An 18,494-nucleotide genomic window follows, 5' to 3' on the forward strand; every position below is an offset into this window, starting at 1 on the left:
ACTCCCGCCGCTTCCGCTGTTCTTGGACATGGTGTGTCTCCCATCGGGTCGGTGGTGCCGTATCTGCCCAGCGGTCGCCAGGCAGAAGCCTGCTGCGCCCGTCGGCGCCGGAGGGCTGCGTCAGTCGACGAGGCTGACGGCGGTCTTCTCCAGTAGGGCCGCGTTGGCGGCGGTGTCGTGGCTGAGGGTGATGGCCTGGTGCGGGAGTGCGGCCAGCTGGTCGACTAGGCCCGGGGCGGCGCCGGTCAAGGGCAGTAGGCCGAACACGTCCGGGTAGCGGTCCTCGGTGCCGGCGGTGAAGAAGTCCCCGTCGCCGAGGCTGCGCGGCTCGTCGACGAGCCGCGGTTCGGTGCCGGGGGTGATCTGCGGGAACAGCAGCCCTGCGGCGGTGCCTTCGGTGGCCAGCGTCATCCCGAGCCAGGTGTCGAGCTGGTCGGGGAAGAACTGGGGCTTCATCTCCCGGCCGTTGCCCTTCCACAGAGGCTCCCGGCGGTCCTGCAGCAGCGCTTCAGTGACCCGCTGGTCCTGGGTCGGGTGCATCAGCTCCCCGGCCCGCAGACGCTCGCTGACGGGTTCGAAGAGGGCGAGGGAGTCGAGGAGGCCGAATCCGAAGGCGGCGGCCGACGGCCAAGGCAGCACACGTACGCGGTGGTTCTCGACGCGGGCGAAGACGCGGTCGTTGGCCAGAAGCCTCCAGCCGGCGCGGGCCAGAAGGACCGCCGTGGTGGTCTTGCCCGCACCCTTGTCGCCGAGGGTCAGCAGCGTTGCCCCGTCCTCCCGGGTGACGGCGGAGGCGTGGAGGATCTGCCAGCCGTCGACGAGGAGCATTCCGCGCACGAGCTCGCGGGCCAGCCGGGAGGCGGCGGTCGCCACGGCGGTTTTGTCGCGTCCGGCGATCCGCAGGCGGCGGATCGCCGGGTCCCACCTGTAGGCGAGCCCGCCGTCGGCCTGTACGGCCATCACGGTGCCGTCCTCGTTACGGGTGTGCCGCATGGGAGAGCCTGCGTAGTCCATCTCGGCCGGGTCTCGGTTGAGAACGGCCTCGGCCAGCTCCGCGAAGTCCTCCGCATCGACGTCGGCCGACACGATCGGCCCGGCGGTCGGGGGTTCGGCCGGGGCCGCGTTCCACCAGGAGCCGAAGTAGCGGGCAGCCCAGTGGGTCACCGCGGCCGAGTAGCTGGTGACGGTGACGGCCTGGCCGTCGGCCGTGGCGATGCGGGTGGCACTGAGGTCGGTCATCAGGTTCGTGTCTCCTCGAGAAGCGTGAGCGTGTCGTAGGCGCCATTGGTCTTGGCCTTGGCCGCTTCGAGCTGGCGGGTCTCGCCGTCGTCGAGCGGGGGAAGGCATACGGTCGGGTGGCCGGCGGTGAACCGCAACGGGATTCCGAGCCACCCGTCCCGCCACGGCGCGGACAGCTCGATCACCCCGTCCACCAGGCCGAGGGCGTGGGTGAGGGCGGCGATCACGGCCCCGGCCGGGCCGGATCGGGTGCGGCCGATCCCTTCGTTGATGCGGCGCGGCCGGTGCCTCAGCTCGTCGCGGACCTGCTGCAGCGGCACCGGCACGTGCTGGCCGTGGACGGTCGTGGAGGACGTGCAGATCACGGCGTGGTCGCCGTGTTCGCCGATGACGTGCCCGGCGACCGCTTCGACGGGGACGTCCAGGAGGCTGGCGAGGGTGAGCCGGTAGCGGGCGGTGTCGGTGTTGCTGCCGACGCCGAGGACCCTGCCGCAGCCGGACACGGTGGAGAACAGGCGGGACATGACGTCGACCGGGTTCGTCACCATCACCACGACACCGCCGTATCCGGTGAAGCGGCGGGCGAGGGCGGCGATCAGTGGCCCGTTCGCGGCGAGACCGGCCATGCGGACGTTGGTGGTCGCCGTGTTGGTGAATGGGGCCCTCGGACACACCACGATCGCGTCGCACCCGGTCATGGCCGCCAACGAAGGGGCGTGAACCGCCCGGACGGGCGACCCGATGACCTGCCGCATGTCGTCCAGATCGGTGACCAGCCCCAGGCTGGTCCGCGGGTGGCCAGAGGTCACCATGACGGTGTCGCACCACGAGGTGCTCATCAGCAGCGCGCCGACGGCCTGGCCGACGGCCCCGGCCCCGATCACCCCGACCGTGGTCACGACATCGCCGCCTTCGCCGCGTTGTCCAGGCACAGCCGCCACACGCTGCGGACGTCCCGGAACGACACCACAGCGGCCGTTGAGCGGTCGAGCATGTCACACACCGCTCGCGCCCTCGCCACCACCGCGGCCGCATGTTCGGAAAGCGGCAGGCCGACGGGGGCGGTGAGGTAGGTGGAGAGGATGTTCGTGGTGTCCATCAGCCACAAGAGCAAGAGCTGGCGCAGCCAGGCGTCCCGCCCGGCCCGGTCGGTGCGGGCCGTCGCCGACGCGGCGAACGCTGCGATCCCGCCAAGGACCGCCCGCACGCTGCTCGGGTTCGGGGGGCAGGCGATCACGTTCAGCACGGTGCGGGACACGAGCTTCGCGGCGTCCCCGGCCGGGCGGCCGCGCATCAGACCGGGGTCGAGGAATACCGGCCTGCCGTCACCGCCGTCAGAAAGCACGGCGTGTTCGGGCTTGAGGTCCCCGAACACCACCGCCCTGGTCGGCGGGGCTGGAACGCGCTGGGTCCTCCGCAGCCGGGTGACCACCGTGGTCAGCGTCTCGGCGTGGTCGGTCTGCCGCAGGTACGCCCCGCCCGATAGGCCGTTGAATTTCCGCAGGAACGTCGCGGTGATTGACCGCTCCCGGATCTCCATCTTCTCGACCCGTGCCGCGACCCCTCGCCGCCGCAGACCAGTGCCGACCTCGTCGACGACCAGTCCCAGCAGCTCGGCGGTGCGCTGCGGCTCCTTCGCGATCACGTCCGCGAGGGTGGGCCCGTGGGCGGGCTCGGTGAACAGCACCCCACCGCGGTATCCGGCGGAGTCTGGAACTCGGAGGCCGGCCATGCCGCGCAGGGTGCGGAGCTGGTCCCGCTCCCGCTCCAGCAGAGTGCCGGGCGCAGTGACATAGGCGGCCTGAGCGTTCTGGACGGTATCCCAGTCTCCGCAGGCCCCGCGCAGCAGCGACACCAGGGAGACGCCGAGAATCGAAAGCTTCGCGAACAGGGGGCGGTCGTCCACGTCGATCTGCTGGACGTAGCTGGTAACCGACGGCACCACCGCCCCCATCCGCACCTCGGCGCACGGCCACAGGCCGTGGGCGGCCCGTTCGACCTGCCCGGCCGCGTACGCGAACACCGCCTCCGGTGCGGGAGGCATCACGCCGACCGCCAGGCGGGCGCTTCGGTGTCCGAGAGGGACAGGGCCATCTCAGGCACGTGCAGCTCGTCGGCCGTGACGACCGCGACGGTGCCAAACCCGGCCGCCGTGCCGACGGCCCAGATCCAGCCGAGTACGGCGTCCAGGCCGAGGACGCGTAAGCGCATGGCTCCTCCTTCGAAGGGGGTACGAGGGGCTGCCACCGGGCCATGGGCCTGGTCCGAAAGCCTGCGCTCCGGCGGCGTTCGCCCATTCAACGGCCGGGGCACACAAGGAGAGAGGGGCCAGAAAGGGGTGCATTTCCTTAGCGGGGGGCCAGGTTGGGGGGCCAGGATGGAACCCACACCAACCCCCGCGGGAGGGGCGGCCCATGATGTGCCCGGACGGGATCGGCGCGTTACTCCGGCAGATCCGGCAGGACGCCGGCCGGACCCGAGAAGACCAGGCTCGCCTGATGGAGGCCGCGCAAGGCGGCCGGTGGTTCGACCCGGACAACCTGAAACGCTGGGAGAACGAGAAACGCCTCCCCGTTCAGGCCTCGTACGGAGCGATCGCCGACGCCTACGGGCTCACAGTCGAGGACGTACGCCGGGCTGTCGCCGCCTCGCGGCAGCACCGGCGTAGCCAGGGCAAGGAGAGTAAGGACGTGGACAGGCGGCGTTTCATCGGAGTGGCAGCCGCGGGCATCACCGCGCTTCCCGGCATCGCACAGGCCCGTGAGGGCATCGACGGCGGCCTCAAGGGCGCCAGTGGCGGCGACCTGGCCTATCTGGAGTCGGCGTTCGAGCGGCACCGGGGCGGCTACCACGGCCGTTCCCCCGATGCCGTGCTCGCCGAGATACGAGGCGATCTCGACCTCCTCGGCCAGGTCCTCAACCGGCCGCATCCGGCGAAGGACCGGGCCGACCTGGCCCGCACCACGGCCGGGATCGCCGGGCTCGTCGCGATCATCCAGCACGACCGGGGCGACCAGCGCGACGCCTTCCGCTGGTTCACCACCGCCGAGCAGGCCGCCCGAGAGTCCGGTGACCGCCGCATGACCGCCTGGGTCCTGGCCCGGCACGCGATGGTGCCGCTGAACTACGGGGCCCCCGGCCTCGCGGCCCGAATCGCCGCGAATGCCCGCCGTGAGGCCGGCGACACCACCACGGCGGCCGCCGCACTCGCAGCAGCGGTCACCGCCCGGTCCCTCGCCGCCATCGGCGACGACCGGGGCGCCATCCGTGCGGTGAAGGACGTCCGGAACCTCGCCGACCGGCTCGACGGCCAGGAAGCCGCCGACACCTGGTTCGGCTACCCCGGGCAGAAGCACTTCGTCCACCTGTCGCAGGCCTACACGCTGCTCGGAAACACCTCCGCCGCGTATGAGGCACAGGACGATGCGCTCGCGCTCACCGACTCGCCGTCCGTGATGACCAGGGCCCTGATCGCCATGGACACCGCCGCGTGCCTGCGTACGGACGGGGATCCTTCGGCGGCCGCCGAGATGGCGGCTGGCGTGCTCGACCGACTCCCCTCCAGCTACCGCGAAGGGCTGATCCGGTCGAGGGCCGAGGCCCTGCACCGGCGTCTCGACGGGCGGGCCCACGACCAGCTCGGGGACGCGTTGGCCTAGACGGCGAGGAGACGAAGGCCAGGCCTTGGCTCTTACGAACCTGACCGGGGAAGAGCAGCCCAGACAACGGCGCCCCCGTGCACTGGTTGTTCACCGTCTGTTTCCGCCCTCCCCGCGACAGCCGCAACACCGCAGGCCGGCTGCGGGGTTGGCGCGTCACCTCACATGTCGCGGGCCTGTGTCGTCGGACTGCCGAGAGCGTACCGATCCACCGCCGCGAGGCAGAACAGGGGACCCGTGTCATGGCCGCACCCACGACGGCACAGCAGCACCGCATCAGCCGCATCAGCCGGATCACTTTCCCGCAGGTCGCGCTCGCCCTGCAGACCCTGGCGCTGCTCTTCCAGTCGGTCACCGCCGGAATGCTGCTGTCCTCGTCCCTGGGCGCGGCCTTGCACGACGTCGGATCGCGCGTGATGTACGGCGCGTCGATGCTGTACGTGCTCGCCGCGATCCTGGCGTGGCGGCCGGGCGGCGGGGCGGCGCGCCCCCTCTGGTACGCGTCCGGTTTCCTCCTCCTCGCCTCGGTGCAGGTGGCCCTGGGCATCGCGCACATGCCCTCGCTCCATGTGCCCCTGGGCATCGTGATGTTCGCTTTGAGCGTGCTGGCGCTGGCCCGGGTCCTGCTCGGTGAGTCCTTCGAGCGGCGTACGTAGGGTCTGCCCTACCCCTGTTGCGGGGGCTTCTCCCAGTGCCGGCGGCCGGCGCCGCATGATCGGCTGTTCGCACACAAACGTGCGAGAGAAGGCGGCTGGGTGAAGGTTCGGATCGGATACGCCGCGTTCGTCGCGGGTGTGGTGCAGTTCTTCGTGGTCCACGGGATCGTCGAGTGGGCCTGGGCGAGACCGTACAGCTGGGCGCGGAACAACATCAGTGACTTGGGTAACGTGCACTGCGCCCTGCAGCCGGATCCCGTGCCGCGTTACATCTGTTCGCCCGAACACGGCCTGATGAACGCCTCGTTCATGGTCTTGGGAGCGCTGCTGGTGATGGGTGCCGCCCTGACCGGTGGGGTGTGGCGCAGGGGCCCGGTGGCGGGTGCGGCCAGGTTTTTGCTGGCCGGTGCCGGCGTGGGGTTCGTGCTGGCGGGGCTGGCGCCCGCGGACGTGGAGGAGAACCAGCACGCGCTGGGGGCCCTGCTCGTCATGGGAGCGGGCAACATCGCTCTGGTGCTGGCGGCGGCCGGCCTGGCCGCCGGTGTTCCACGCCTGCTGCGCTGGATGACCGGTCTGCTGGGCATCACGGCCCTCACGGCCTTCGGGCTCTTCCTTTCCGAGCGCTATCTCGCTCTGGGCATGGGCGGCATGGAGCGCCTCGCGGCGTTTCCCCTCCTGGTGTGGGCGCTGGCCCTCGGCGTCACCGGCCTGCTTGGCCAGGCGCCCGCCGGCCCGGGGATTCACCGGTCTCCGGTCAACGCCGTTTTCGACCGGCCCTCTCAGGGGGCGGCGGTCAGGCAGCGCCCAGGGCGGCGTCGGTGATCGCGCCGGCCAGGTCCTGGTCCGTGGGCACCCCGTCCATGCGCCACGACCCGATCGTGACCACCGGCACCATCGTCGCCCCCGTCACCCCGCGGGCCCGTGCGTCCGCTTCGATGTGCAGGCGGGCGTAGCGGGCGGACAGCAGCGCCTGGCGGAAGGCCCGCCGCTCCAGCCCGCACCGTGCGGCCACGGCGGTCAGCACCACCGGGTCGGAGATGTCCTGCCACTCATGGAAGTAGGCGTGGAAGACCGCGTCGCTGTAGCGGGCGGCCAGGCCGTGCTCCAGGGCGTACTGGTAGCCGAAGAACGCCATCCGCGCCCTGCGCAGCGGATGCCCCGGCGGCCCGGGCAGCACCGCGCCGAGCCGGTCGGCCAGCGGCCGCACCTTGTTCTCCCACACGCCCCGCGGGTACTCCCCCGCCTCTTCCACACAGTTGGGGTTGACCTCCAGCGGATGCCACACCGTCTCCACCTCCACACCTCCCGTGGCCGAGGGTGTCGTGGCCCGTGCCAGGACCTGGCGGGCGATCAGGCTGTAGGGGCAGATGTAGTCGAACCAGATGTCGATACGGACGGTCATGAACGCTCCTGGGCATCGATGCGCGCCCCCACCACCCGCCCCCGCCCCCGGCCGCGACGGGAACGGGGGCGGGGGTCACGGCGGGGGTGGGGGCGGGGGTCACGGTGGGGGCGGGGGTGGGCGTAGCGGTGCATCAGCGGGGTTTCGAGTCGGGTGTGCATCAGGTGCGCGGCCAGCAGGGTCACTGCGGCGGACGCGGCGATCAGGGCGAGGGCGGTGGGGGTGGGGAAGGTGCGGGTGGGGCCGAGTGCGTGGTGGCCGTAGAACTGGATTAGGCGGTGCAGGAGGTAGAACGCGAAGGAGCAGGCGCCCAGGTACTGCGGCAGTGGCCGGTGCAGCCAGATGTGTGCCCCGGACAGGTCGCCGCGGGCGGCGGCGCAGATCACCGCGGTGACCGGCAGGAGTGTGAGGGCGGCGAAGGAGTACTCGATCGGGGCGTGCAGGGCGATCAGGTAGGCGCCGGCCAGGCAGGCCAGTGACCAGGCCATGCCGGGGCCGCGGTAGCGGCCGGTGGTGACGAGGCGGGCCATCACCATGCCCAGGACGAACTCCAGCGCCCGTACCGGGGGGAAGGCCAGCAGGAACCAGTAGCGGTCTTCCGCCACGGGCAGCCAGCCCATGGGCGGTCCGCCGGGCAGCAGCAGTGCGGCCAGTACGGGCATCAGGCCCACCGCGGCCGCGAGGGCGGCCGCCGCCCCGACCAGACCTCGCGGGCCGAGCCTGCGCACGCCACGGATCAGGAGCGGGAAGGCGAGGTAGAACACCGCCTCGCAGGCAAGGGACCAGCTGACCGGGTTGAGGGACAAGATGACGTCGAGGTCCGGCACCCAGGCCTGTACGAGCAGCGCGTTCGCCCACACCGCGGTGATCTGCCGGCCCGTCAGCCACATCAGCACCAGAGCCAGTACGCCGGCGGCCAGGTGACTGGGGTAGATCTTCACCAGCCGCCGGCGCCAAAACGCCCGGGCTGTGTCGTGTGGCCGTGCCGAGACGGTCAGCAAGAACCCCGACAGCACGAAGAAGAACGACACTCCCACCCAGCCCGCGCTGCTCAGCCAGAACGCGAACGCTTGCCCGACAGCCCGGTCGGCGAAGAGGTTGTCGAAGGTGGCGTGGAAGGCGAACACCCCGAGCGCCGCGAAGAACCGCAGCCCGGTCAGCGACGGCAGCCGCCTCCTTGCGTGCGGGGTGTGACCGGGCCGGTGCGCGGTCACGGCCGGCCCGCCGTCACCGCAGCCGCCCCCGCAGCCGCATCCGCAGCTGGGTCCGGGGGTGTGGCGGGGGCGGGGGCTGTGTTCGCGGTGGGGCCGGGGTGGGGGTGGGTGAGGCGTCTGGCCAGCGCCAGTGCGAGCAGGGCCAGTACGGCGCACAGCCCGACCGCGGCCGCGAACGCCCGCGGCGCGGCCCCGGCTGCCCCGCTACCGGCGGTCGGGGCGGGGAGGGTGGCGGTGAGCACGAGGCCGACGGCCATGACGCCCAGGGACATGCCCAGCTGGGTCGCCGTCTCCAGGACGCCGGAGGCGGCTCCGGCCTCCCGCTCGCGTACGTGGGCCAGGACGTGGGCGAACAGCGGGCTGACGCCCAGGCCCTGACCCAGGCCGATCACGGTGAGCGGCCCGGCGAGCCACCACAGCGCCGCTGTGCCGGGGCCGAGCACGAGGGCGCCAAGGGCCAGCGTGCCGGCCAGGTTCAGCACGTATCCGCAGGCCAGGACGGTGCCTGTGTTCCAGCGGGCCGTGGCCCGGGGGGCGAGGAGTGAGGCGGCGGTGAAGGCGAGCGCGAGGGGGGTGAACACCAGCCCGGCGCCCGAGGGGCTCAGGCCCAGGGCGTCTTGCAGATACAGGGTCAGGAGGAAGAAGAGGGCCGCGTTCCCGGCGAAGAACGCCACGGCCAGCGCACAGCCGCGGCCGAACACCCCGCGCAGCAGCGCCGGGTCCACCACCGGCCGCCCGCCGCGCCGGGCGAGGCGGGCTTCGTAGCGGACGAACACCACCCCCAGGACCGTCCCCAGGGCGAGGATCAGCCAGATCCACCACGCCCAGCCGGCCTGGGCGCCGAAGGTGAGGGCCACCGATGCCGGCCCCAGCGCGCACGCCCCGATCAGCGTTCCCGCCGTATCCAGCCCACCGGGCGCACGCGGAGCCCCCACCGCGCTGCGGGGGATGGTCAGGGCAGCGCCGGCAAGGAGGAGGAGTCCGAGCGGTACGTTGATCCAGAACACCGCCCGCCACGACAGGCCCCACACATCGGCGTGCACCAGCAGTCCGCCCAGGAGTTGTCCGGCCACCGACGCGACCCCGATCACGGCGCCGAACCAGGCGAACGCCCGTGCGCGGGCCCGGCCGGTGAACGCGCCCTGCAGTACCGCCAGTACCTGCGGGTAGAACAGGGCCGCCCCCACCGCCTGGACCACCCGGAAGGCGGCCAGCGCGCCCGGGCCCCAGGCCAGGGCGCACCCCAAGGACGCCGCCGTGAACACCCCAAGGCCCGCGGTGAACAACCTCCGGCGCCCGTACAGGTCGCCCAGCCGCCCGCCCATCACCAGCCCCAGCCCGTACACCAGCACATACCCCGACACCGCCCACTGCGCCTGCGCGAAGGAGGCCCCCAGCTCCGCCCGCAGCGACGGCAGCGCCACGTTCACCACGAACGCGTCACACACCGCCAGGAAGGCGCCCCCCAGCACCACTCCCAGCAGCCACCCCCCACCCGCACCCGTGCCCGTGCCCGTCTGGGCCACCGTCACCACACCCTCCCCACACACCCGGCCACGTGGCGGCCGGCTCAATGGCCGGCCACTGGCCTCACACTCACCCCCACCCCGCCCCCCGAACAACGCCAACTTCCAAAAGCCGCACCCACCTCCTCAAGCCCGGCCGCACCCGGCCCCCGCCATCGATCCACCATTTCCTGAATTCAGGAATGTGTGTACTGTCGTGGGTGTGCTGACTATCGCGTCCGACGTCGAGGTGCTGGCCCGGTTCGGCCGTGCGCTTGCCGACCCGATCCGCTGCCGCGTTCTGCTGGCCCTGGGTGAGGCGCCGGCCTATCCCGCCGATCTCGCCGACGCCCTCGGTGTCTCCCGTACCAGGCTGTCGAACCATCTGGCGTGTCTGCGTGACTGCGGCCTGGTCGTCACCGTCCCCGACGGCCGCCGCACCCGCTACGAGCTCGCGGACGAGCGCCTCGGCCGGGCCCTGGACGGTCTGCGCACGGCCGTGGTCGCTGTCGAGACGGACCGCAGCTGCCCGGACGCGGATGACAAGGGGTGCTGCTGATGGCCGCGGACATACCGGCATCCCCCGGCCCCGCCCCGGCGCGCCGTGACGCTCTCGCCCGCCGGATACGGTTCCTCATCGCCGCGGCCCTCGCCTACAACGTGATCGAGGCCGTCGTCGCGCTCACCGCCGGCGCCCTCGCCTCCTCCACCGCGCTGATCGGCTTCGGGCTCGACTCGGTCATCGAGGTGTCCTCCGCCGCCGCCCTCGCCTGGCAGTTCTCCGCCCGCGACCACGCGGTGCGCCAGGCCCGCGAGAAGACGACCCTGCGGATCATCGCCGTCTCCTTCTTCGCGCTCGCCGCATACGTCACCCTCGACGCCGTCCGCACGCTGGCCGGCACCCCTCAGGCCGAACGCTCCCTGCCCGGCATCCTGATCGCCGCCCTCTCCCTGGCGGTGATGCCGTTGCTGTCCGCCGCGCAGCGCCACGCCGGCCGCGAACTGGGCTCCGCCTCGGCCGTGGCGGACTCCCAGCAGACCCTGCTGTGCACCTACCTGTCCGCCGCCCTGCTGGCGGGCCTGGTCCTCAACGCCACCCTCGGCTGGTCCTGGGCCGACCCGGCCGCCGCCCTGGCCATCGCCGCCCTCGCCGCCAGGGAAGGCCACAACGCCTGGCAGGGCAAGGCCTGCTGCACCGCACACGCCCCCGCGACGGCACCGCCCGACGCCACCGCGACACACACCTGCGACTGCTGCACCTGACCTGCACGCCCCCTCGGCCCCGGCCCCGCACGGCCATACCCCGCGTCTTGAGAGGGTCACCCTTCTTCGTCCTTCACCTCCAGCGCTTGCCTCGCCAGGTGAATGAACATGACGTAAGCCTCCCGGAAATCCCGGTACGCGGCGTCGCACTCGCCCCTGCGCCCGCAAGGGCCGTCACCGATCAGCGCCTTGAGCCGCGGCTGCACGCGACGCGCCATCTGCCGCACGCACTCGGCCGCGGCGGACACCTCGGCAGGACCCTCGAGCCGGACCTCGTCGGTTGCTGCCCTCCAGGCACCTGGCCCCCCCCGGGGGGGACCCTTCCTGCCCCGAAGCGGCACAGACCGTCACCGCGAACAGCAGCAGCTGCCCTGTCGTCAGATGGAGAAGAGGCGTCCGTAGCCGGTGATGTCGCGGGTGTGGGTGCCGGCCGCGCGCAGCGCCGACCACAGCAGCGCCTGGTTCGCGCTCAGCACGGGCCGGCCCAGCGTGGCCTCCAGGGCCTCGATGACGCCCACCGCACGAAACCCGTTGCCGCCGATCACCACCGCATCCGCTCCATCAGGAACCAGCGCGGCCACGTGACCATGGAGCTCCTGGGGGTGGATCAGGTCCTGTCTGCTCGGCAGCGCGCACGGGGCGCTGAAGACCACCTCCAGCCCGGCGCTCTGGTAGTAGGCGCGGCCCAGGCGGTTGAGTTCGTCGTCGAACCACGGCGGGTCGAACAGACACACCCGCCACGCACCCAGCCTGTCGAGTGCCTGGAGCGTGGCCGCCCCCGTGGCCACCACCGCCCGCCCGCCGGCCCGCGCGGACAACCGCTCGATCATCTGCGCCTCCCCCGCCTGGCCAAGGACGTAGGCGGAGCTGGTGAACGCATACGCGAGCACCGCCAGCGGCGCGGCGGCCAGCAGGTGTGCGGCGTCGTCGACATGCGGCGGCTGCGCGAACGCCCGTACCGGGGCGAGCGCGATCGTGGGATCCATCGTCCCGTCCTGCTTCATCGCCGCGAACGGCACCCGCGCCGCGTGCAGACCCACATCGCAGGGAGCCATCGCCCGCAACTCCGACTCCGGCCCCACATCACCATGGGGCACCAACACCCCCAGCCGCACCCGCACATCCCAGCCATCAGCCCGCCACATCACCACTCCCACCACCCCACACCCGCACCCCGCACGCACACCCGCCCCACACTCACACCCGCCCCGCACCCCCCGCGCCGGCCGCGCCGCACACAGCGCCAACGGTGAACCCTTCAGCCCATCCACCACCCCTTTTCACGCCCCTTCCAGCCGGTGACCGGAAAAAAAGGGGGGGAGGCGGGGGCGTGGGTCAGCCGGTGAAGCCCCCGGCCCGCAGGCTTAAGCCCCCGGGCGCGTACCGGACCTGCCCCGGCCGCCCCCGCCGCTCTGGCTCTGGCGGGGGGGTGACATCCTTGACCGGTGTTCTCATCCGACCCTGTGGGCGCCGTGTTCTTCGATGTCGACGGCACCCTCGTCCCCGGCACCAGTTCCTCGGTCTATCTGGCCGGTTTCCTCGGCCACCGGGACGAGCTGGCCATGGCTGAGACCGCCTACGCCCGCGGCGACTGGGACAACCGGGACGTCTGCGAACTCGACGCCAAAGGCTGGGCGGGCGCGAGCGAGAAAGACGTCTGCGGCTGGCTGGAGGGGCTTCCCCTCATCCCGGGCATCACCCAGACCGTTGCCTGGTGCCGGCGCAACGGGCTGGTACCCATGCTCGCGACCCTCGCCTGGTCACCCGTCGGCAGCTACCTGAGCGGCCGCTTCGGCTTCCACGCCTTCAGCGGACCGAGGCTGGAGACCCTCGGCGGCAAGTTCACCGGCCGCGTCGCCCGCTACTTCGACGAATACGACAAACGAGACGCCGCCCTCGCCCAAGCCCACCACCTGCGGCTGGCCCCCCACGCGTGCGCCGCCATCGGCGACAGCCGCTCCGACCTGCCCCTGTTCGCCTCCCTCCCCCTGAGCATCGCGTTCAACGCCACCGCCCCAGCGCGGGCGGCCGCGACCCTCACCGTGGACAGCGGCGACCTCCAGGACGTACTCCCCGCCCTGAGCCGCCTGATCACCACCCCGCGCAGCACTCGCTGACAGCCGCAACACGAAACGGCCACCCCACAGCAGCCCGCCGCCCCGGCCAGGCGGCTGGTAGCGCACCCGCCCGCGGTACGGGCCGTGCAGCCCACCGGGCCAAACCCCGCACGGACAACCCCCACAGCCGCGCTTACTGCGGTGGCGGGCCCGGCAACGTCTTGGGGCGGCAGACGTACACCCGGCGCGCATCCGCCCCGGCCGGTGCGCGGCCTGCCCGAGCGCCGCCGGCCCGGGACGAACCCGAACCGCGGCCATGGCCCCGGGCGCTGCCCGGCAGTGATCACGACGCATGCTTCAGACGATCGCCCTGGCCGCGGGTGGCCCGGCCGGCGCCCGGCCGGCGGCCCCGGCTCGGGCTGCGGACCACCAGGGCGGCGATCCTGCGGCAGCTCCGCTTGCCGCCTGATCCGCCCGTGGGCACCGCTCGGGTCCCTGGCGTGGACGAGTCCGCATTCCGCAAAGGACACACCTACAGGACCGTGCTCGTCGACGCCGAAACCGGCCCCCCCGTCGATCCGCTGCCGGACCGCACCGCAGACACCCCTCGCTACGCGCTCACGGAACACCCCCGGCACCGAGACCGTGTGCCAAGAATCGATACAGCCCGCTTCAGCAAAGCCACCCAACGGGCCGCCCCCCGGCGCGCTACAGGTCACCGATCATCGGCACGCGCTCCACAGCCTGACCCGCGCAGCGGAACGTACCCCCCGCGCATCGGCCCTGCCTGCGCAAAGACGCCGACACGACAGCCCCTGACGCACTTCTCCCAACTCACCGAACCGATGCCGCCCCCGAGCGATCCGCCGAACCCAGACCTCGCCCGTTCAAGCCCTGCACCCAGCAGCAATACCGAACAGGAGGGACCAGTGCGGCCCAGCCCAAGCGCCGACGACGGGGGAGCTTGCGTCACAAGACCACCGTGACCTTTCCTGCCAAGCCGCCTTGAAGGAAGCACGTGTGCGCGGCGTGGATCTCCTGGAGGCCGAAGGCGGCGTGCACGCGCAGGTGCAGGGAGCCGTCGTCGACGAGCCTGGTCAGCTCGTTCAGCCCTGCGCCGTCCTCGCGCACCTGGTTCACGGTCGTGCGCACCCGGCGGGAGGAGGAGAGGTCGGGGACCGGGCCGGCCTGGGTGGCGATCGACGCGTATCGGCCGCCATCGGCCACTGCCCCGGTCACGAACGCCCCGAAGGTGTCGAAGACCGCGTCATACTGACGCTCCCGCAGAGCGCCGGCCTCGGTGGTCACCAGGCCGGCACCGTGGTCACGGGCGAAAGCGACGTGCGTATCGCGGGAGACCAGCGCATCGACCGTGACGCCGCGTGCCCGGGCGATCTGCAACGCGAGCCCGCCGACCGCCCCCGCCGCGCCGGCGATCAGCAGCCGCTCCCCGGCCTCGACCGCCAGCCAGTCCAGCGTCTGCAAGGCTGTCAGCCCCGCAAGCGGCAACGTGGCGGCCTCCAGCAGACTGACCGACCGCGGCGCGGCGGCCACCGCCTGCGCGGGAAGCGCGACCAGATCGGCCCAGGTTCCCCGGCCGGTGCCCAGCTGGTGCGACATGGCGATCACGCGCTCACCGGCGCGCAGCGGCGCTGCTGCCACCGTCGACCACGATGCCGGCCAGGTCCCAGCCCAGCGTCATCGGCAAAGGCGGCGTTCCCTCCCCGATGGCTCCCTGCCGCGTCTTGTCATCGACAGGATTGATGCTGGTCGCAACCGTGCGGATCAGCACCTCTCCCCGGCCCAGTTCAGGCTCGGGGACCTCGACGACGCCCAGGACGTCAGGAGTGCCGAAGTGATCGATCTGTATGGCGCGCACGAAAAGCCCTTCACCTGAGGGGTCTGACGGCAGGCCTCAACACCAGTGATGATCAAGGAATTCCGGTGCAGCACACCCGCGCACACTGGCCCAGCAAACAGCTGCCCGCCATGCTGCCCACCACCCCGGTCAGGACCCAACAGCACCCCTGGCCGCTTTCCCCAACCCCTTCATCACCTTCCCCCCTCCAGCCCGGGAACCGGGCCACAGGGGGCAGATCACCGCTCCTGACCAGCACCCGGCACAAGACATGCGACCGCCACACCGACTCCCCCCAAGCAGCTACCCCCCGTTCTCCGCGGCCCGCACACCCCCCCGGTTCACACCGGCCACCATGCCCGCCTACCACCCCGCCCCGCCCCGAACACCACTGACTGGGCAGCCGGCCACCCCCACACCCGCCCGGCCGAGCCCGACCACCACACGCCCCCTGGCCCACACCACCCCAGCGCACCGCAACCCCACCACCCGCACCACACGCCACCACCCGCCCCGCAACCCCACCACCCGCACCGCCCTCAGGCAGAACACCAGCAAACCGGGGCCGGGAACCGGGGCCGCGCGAGCAGATCAAGACACCGGATCGGCACACCGCCCCCGGGCAGCCGGAGCCCGGCCCGGGGGATCAGGGACCGCCCGGGGGCACGTTCACACCGCGCATCACCAGCGCCCATATCTCCGCCAGCTGCTCCCGCGCACTGCCCCCACCATGCACATGCCCACCCCCAGCCCCATCCCCGCCGCCGGGGCCCGCCAGCCGGCACCGCACCAGCGCCTCCGCACCCGTCACCAGATGAGCCGCCAGCGCCGCAAGCGTCACCCGATCACCCCCCGCGCCCAGCTCCTCCTGGTCCGCGCCCTCCAGCAACTCCTCGATCACCGGCGCCCACACCCCGCACCACACACCCCCCACACCACCGCGCTCCCGCGCCAGCCGCGCCGCCGCCCGCACCAACGCCTCCGACTCCAGCAACCCCGCCAGCTCCAGCGTCAACGCCACCACCCCCTGCAGCGCACCCCCGCCCTGCGCCCGTACCTTCTCCACCACCCCACACGCCACCGCCATCCCCTCCCCCTGCACCGCCTGAGCCAGCGCATCCTTCGTCGGGAAATGAAACGTCAACGCCCCCATCGAAATCCCCGCCGCCGCCCGCACCCGCGCCAGCGACGTCCCCTCAAACCCCGCCCGGTCGAACTCCCCCGCCGCAGCCGCCACCAACACCCGCCGCGTCCGCTCAGCCCGCTCCTGCCTCACCACAACCCCCCACCCACCCACACCCGCCCCGCCGCCCGGCCCCCACCGGCCACACCCGGCACCAACCCCGAAGCAACCCAGCAAACCGACAACACCCAGAACGCCGAGAACGCCGAGAACGCCGAGGCAGCCGGGGAGCCAGCCAAAGCACAGGCGGCGCCACCACGCCGGCAGGACACGGCCGCCAAGCCGCCCTGCCCACCAGCCAGATGACCACCACGGCGGCAGAGCGCCGGCGCGCAGACACCCAAGCCCACCACCCCACCGCGGGCCAAGGACCCCAGACCGTAACCCCCGCGAACCACCACGCCAGCCCGCCGGCAGCCCGCCAGATACGAGTGAGCGACAACACCGGCGCACGACGAGGGCAGCAGAACGCACAGACCAGGAGCCAGCAGAACACGACGGGCCGAGGCCACCGGACCCTGCTCCCCCGCGCCCACCACGCCACAGCGGCGCCAGACAGTCAGAGCACCGCCGTGCGGCGGAAGGCCACCACAGCGACGCGAGCCCACCAGGCCGCTGCCACGACAGGCACCAGGACGACGTCCACACCCGGCAACCGGCCCACCCCCACCGCCCCACGCCGGCAGACCCCTGCGCCAGCCCACCCAACTCCGCGCACCCACGGCCCCACGTCCGCGCCGGTGCACGGCCACCGCAGCGCAACCGGCCGCGAACAGCCCCAGCCGCGAAGCCATAGGGCCACAGGCGTCAGGCGCGAGCAAACCACCCCTGCGCGAGAACGCAAGCGGACCGCAGCAACCACCCGCGGCCCGCCGGCGGCGGGACACCGGCACCACACCCCCACAGCCGGGCACCACGGCAAGGCCGCCGCGGGGCGGACACAAACCCCCACGAGCGCGGCCGCGGACAGGAACACGGCCGCGCCCAGGGCCGGTACAGAAAGGAAAAGGACTGCTCACAGGTCTCCAGAGGGCCTTGCCGTTGCGTATGCCACACCACCCTTCGCCCCCCAACACCCCCCACACAACACCGACCTGGGAAAGAAGCCACCACTTTCCCCCACCCCCCACCGACCTGCCCAAGTTGCGCACACCCCTCCACCCCGCTAGAAAAAGAAAGCGAACGTTCTCTATTCTTTTGGGGCCGTCACCGAGAAGGGAACGCACCATGACCGACCAGCACACGGCCGGCACCCGCCACCTTGCAGACGACGCGGACCTCTACGCCTACACCGAAACGCTGTTCGGCCACCTCCCCCGCGCCGACCAGCGCCGCTGGGCCCAGGTCTACCTCAAAGGCCTCCTCACCACCCCCGGCAAAAAATCCGTCCGCCGCCTCGCCGCCGCCGTCTCCACCTCCCCCACCGCCTCCCAGTCCCTCCAGCAGTTCATCAACGCCAGCCCCTGGGACTGGCGCCCCGCCAGAGCCGAACTCGCCCGCCTCACCGAACAACACACCCCCATCCACGCCTGGACCATCGGCACCGCCGTCCTGCCCAAACGCGGCGCCCACTCCTGCGGCGTCCACCGCCGCTTCGACCCCACCGCCGGACGCACCGTCAACTGCCAAGTCGGCCTCGGCATATTCCTCGCCACCCCCACCGCCCACATCCCCGTCGACTGGCGCCTCCTCCTACCCGACCCCTGGGACCAAGACCCCACCCTGCGCCAACGCACCAAAATCCCCACCACCGCCCGCCACCGCCCCCTATGGGCCCACACCCTCGACCTCATCACCACCCTCACCCACCACACCACCCACACCCCCCCACCCCTCATCGCCGACCTCACCAACCACCCCGACACCACCACCCCCCTCACCCACACCCTCACCCGCCACAACCACGACTTCATCCTCGCCATCCCACCCACCACCCCCATCCAACCCACCCACCACCGACCCCCCACCAACTACCGCCACACACCCCCCACCCACCACACCCAAACCGCCCACCACCACCTCACCCACACCCACCACACCACCACCCACCACCACCCCCAAAAAACCATCTCCACCCTCATCCACCTCCCCACCCACCCCACAACACCCCACCACCCCACCCACCACCGCACCTACCGCCTCTTCACCCAAACCCGCCCCCCACACCACCCCCCCGCCCCCATCTACCTCACCAACCTCACCCACACCCCCATCGACCAACTCACCACCCTCACCCACCACACCACCCACACCCAACACACCCTCAACACCCTCCAACACCACTACGGCCTCACCGACTTCGAAGGCCGCTCCTACCCCGGCTGGCACCACCACATGACCCTCGTCTCAGCCGCCTACACCTACCACCACCTCACCCCCACCCCCACCCCCCAACCCCCAACCCGCATAAACACACACGCCACGGCACCCACCAGCCAGCACCACACCTGCAAGACCG

Annotated in this window: 18 protein-coding genes and 1 pseudogene; 7 read left to right on the top strand and 12 right to left on the bottom strand. The window is 72.1% G+C overall.

The features are described 5' to 3' along the window. Positions 1-120: 120 nt before the first annotated feature. The 4 genes from ACZ7LT_RS33570 to ACZ7LT_RS33585 are packed head-to-tail and all read right to left on the bottom strand — an operon-like array spanning position 121 to position 3,450. Positions 121-1,239, bottom strand: coding sequence for a hypothetical protein (locus ACZ7LT_RS33570; protein ID WP_471239881.1), 1,119 nt, complete (start codon positions 1,237-1,239; stop codon positions 121-123). After that, a complete protein-coding gene (locus ACZ7LT_RS33575) occupies positions 1,239-2,138 on the bottom strand; it encodes a lactate/malate family dehydrogenase (RefSeq protein ID WP_471239882.1) in 900 nt (299 codons plus the stop codon). The genes ACZ7LT_RS33570 and ACZ7LT_RS33575 overlap by 1 nt, the downstream gene beginning before the upstream one ends. Beyond that, on the bottom strand, positions 2,135-3,283 hold the full coding sequence (locus ACZ7LT_RS33580; protein WP_471239883.1) for a phosphotransferase: 1,149 nt from the start codon (positions 3,281-3,283) through the stop codon (positions 2,135-2,137). The genes ACZ7LT_RS33575 and ACZ7LT_RS33580 overlap by 4 nt, the downstream gene beginning before the upstream one ends. Further along, complete coding sequence (locus ACZ7LT_RS33585) at positions 3,283-3,450, bottom strand: hypothetical protein (protein ID WP_471239884.1); 168 nt, start codon at positions 3,448-3,450, stop codon at positions 3,283-3,285. The genes ACZ7LT_RS33580 and ACZ7LT_RS33585 overlap by 1 nt, the downstream gene beginning before the upstream one ends. A gap of 287 nt (positions 3,451-3,737) precedes the next feature. Between ACZ7LT_RS33585 and ACZ7LT_RS33590 the strand changes: the two genes are divergently transcribed. From ACZ7LT_RS33590 to ACZ7LT_RS33600, 3 genes are all read left to right on the top strand, one after another. Continuing rightward, the gene (locus tag ACZ7LT_RS33590; RefSeq protein ID WP_471239885.1) at positions 3,738-4,898 is read left to right on the top strand and encodes a transcriptional regulator; all 1,161 of its coding nucleotides are present in this window, start codon (positions 3,738-3,740) and stop codon (positions 4,896-4,898) included. Between the two features lie 242 nt (positions 4,899-5,140). Further along, positions 5,141-5,554: a hypothetical protein gene (locus tag ACZ7LT_RS33595; protein WP_471239886.1), complete on the top strand. Its 414-nt coding sequence runs from the start codon at positions 5,141-5,143 to the stop codon at positions 5,552-5,554. Positions 5,555-5,653: 99 nt separating this feature from the next. Next, positions 5,654-6,376 carry a DUF998 domain-containing protein gene (locus tag ACZ7LT_RS33600; RefSeq protein ID WP_471239887.1) on the top strand — a complete coding sequence of 241 codons (723 nt, stop codon included), beginning with the start codon at positions 5,654-5,656 and terminating at the stop codon, positions 6,374-6,376. On the opposite strand, the gene ACZ7LT_RS33605 is transcribed toward ACZ7LT_RS33600, so the two are convergent. Genes ACZ7LT_RS33605 through ACZ7LT_RS33615 form a run of 3 tightly spaced genes read right to left on the bottom strand, consistent with a single transcriptional unit; the run spans position 6,348 to position 9,702 of the window. Further along, entirely contained in the window at positions 6,348-6,956 is a 609-nt protein-coding gene (locus ACZ7LT_RS33605; RefSeq protein ID WP_471239888.1) for a DsbA family oxidoreductase, read from the bottom strand. The genes ACZ7LT_RS33600 and ACZ7LT_RS33605 overlap by 29 nt on opposite strands. Continuing rightward, positions 6,953-8,170 carry an acyltransferase family protein gene (locus ACZ7LT_RS33610; protein ID WP_471239889.1) on the bottom strand — a complete coding sequence of 406 codons (1,218 nt, stop codon included), beginning with the start codon at positions 8,168-8,170 and terminating at the stop codon, positions 6,953-6,955. Before ACZ7LT_RS33610 ends, ACZ7LT_RS33605 begins: the two co-directional genes overlap by 4 nt. Continuing rightward, complete coding sequence (locus ACZ7LT_RS33615; RefSeq protein WP_471239890.1) at positions 8,167-9,702, bottom strand: MFS transporter; 1,536 nt, start codon at positions 9,700-9,702, stop codon at positions 8,167-8,169. The genes ACZ7LT_RS33610 and ACZ7LT_RS33615 overlap by 4 nt, the downstream gene beginning before the upstream one ends. 196 nt (positions 9,703-9,898) lie before the next feature. On the opposite strand from ACZ7LT_RS33615, the gene ACZ7LT_RS33620 reads away from it, so the two are divergent. Together ACZ7LT_RS33620 and ACZ7LT_RS33625 are read left to right on the top strand one after the other, a co-directional pair. Continuing rightward, positions 9,899-10,234, top strand: a complete 336-nt coding sequence (locus ACZ7LT_RS33620; protein WP_471239891.1) for an ArsR/SmtB family transcription factor — start codon at positions 9,899-9,901, stop codon at positions 10,232-10,234. Continuing rightward, complete coding sequence (locus ACZ7LT_RS33625) at positions 10,234-10,938, top strand: cation efflux transmembrane domain-containing protein (RefSeq protein WP_471239892.1); 705 nt, start codon at positions 10,234-10,236, stop codon at positions 10,936-10,938. The genes ACZ7LT_RS33620 and ACZ7LT_RS33625 overlap by 1 nt, the downstream gene beginning before the upstream one ends. 56 nt (positions 10,939-10,994) lie before the next feature. On the opposite strand, the gene ACZ7LT_RS33630 is transcribed toward ACZ7LT_RS33625, so the two are convergent. Both ACZ7LT_RS33630 and ACZ7LT_RS33635 read right to left on the bottom strand, forming a co-directional pair. Beyond that, positions 10,995-11,186 carry a hypothetical protein gene (locus ACZ7LT_RS33630; protein ID WP_471239893.1) on the bottom strand — a complete coding sequence of 64 codons (192 nt, stop codon included), beginning with the start codon at positions 11,184-11,186 and terminating at the stop codon, positions 10,995-10,997. Between the two features lie 129 nt (positions 11,187-11,315). Next, positions 11,316-11,993, bottom strand: a complete 678-nt coding sequence (locus ACZ7LT_RS33635; protein ID WP_471239894.1) for a maleate cis-trans isomerase family protein — start codon at positions 11,991-11,993, stop codon at positions 11,316-11,318. Between the two features lie 390 nt (positions 11,994-12,383). Between ACZ7LT_RS33635 and ACZ7LT_RS33640 the strand changes: the two genes are divergently transcribed. After that, the gene (locus ACZ7LT_RS33640; protein ID WP_471239895.1) at positions 12,384-13,055 is read left to right on the top strand and encodes an HAD family hydrolase; all 672 of its coding nucleotides are present in this window, start codon (positions 12,384-12,386) and stop codon (positions 13,053-13,055) included. A 909-nt stretch (positions 13,056-13,964) separates the two neighbouring features. Here the strand turns inward: ACZ7LT_RS33640 and ACZ7LT_RS33645 are convergent. The 3 genes from ACZ7LT_RS33645 to ACZ7LT_RS33655 form a co-directional block, all read right to left on the bottom strand. Beyond that, positions 13,965-14,657, bottom strand: coding sequence for a zinc-binding dehydrogenase (locus tag ACZ7LT_RS33645; protein ID WP_471239896.1), 693 nt, complete (start codon positions 14,655-14,657; stop codon positions 13,965-13,967). Then, complete coding sequence (locus tag ACZ7LT_RS33650; RefSeq protein ID WP_471239897.1) at positions 14,629-14,874, bottom strand: alcohol dehydrogenase catalytic domain-containing protein; 246 nt, start codon at positions 14,872-14,874, stop codon at positions 14,629-14,631. Before ACZ7LT_RS33650 ends, ACZ7LT_RS33645 begins: the two co-directional genes overlap by 29 nt. Before the next feature lie 625 nt (positions 14,875-15,499). Then, positions 15,500-16,150, bottom strand: a complete 651-nt coding sequence (locus ACZ7LT_RS33655; RefSeq protein WP_471239898.1) for a TetR family transcriptional regulator — start codon at positions 16,148-16,150, stop codon at positions 15,500-15,502. 1,113 nt (positions 16,151-17,263) lie between these two features. Here ACZ7LT_RS33655 and ACZ7LT_RS33660 point away from each other — a divergent pair. Beyond that, positions 17,264-18,427 (top strand): annotated as a pseudogene (locus ACZ7LT_RS33660) (IS701 family transposase); the annotation flags it as partial. Positions 18,428-18,494 lie beyond the last annotated feature (67 nt).

The organism is Streptomyces sp. NPDC039465 (genome assembly GCF_055639315.1).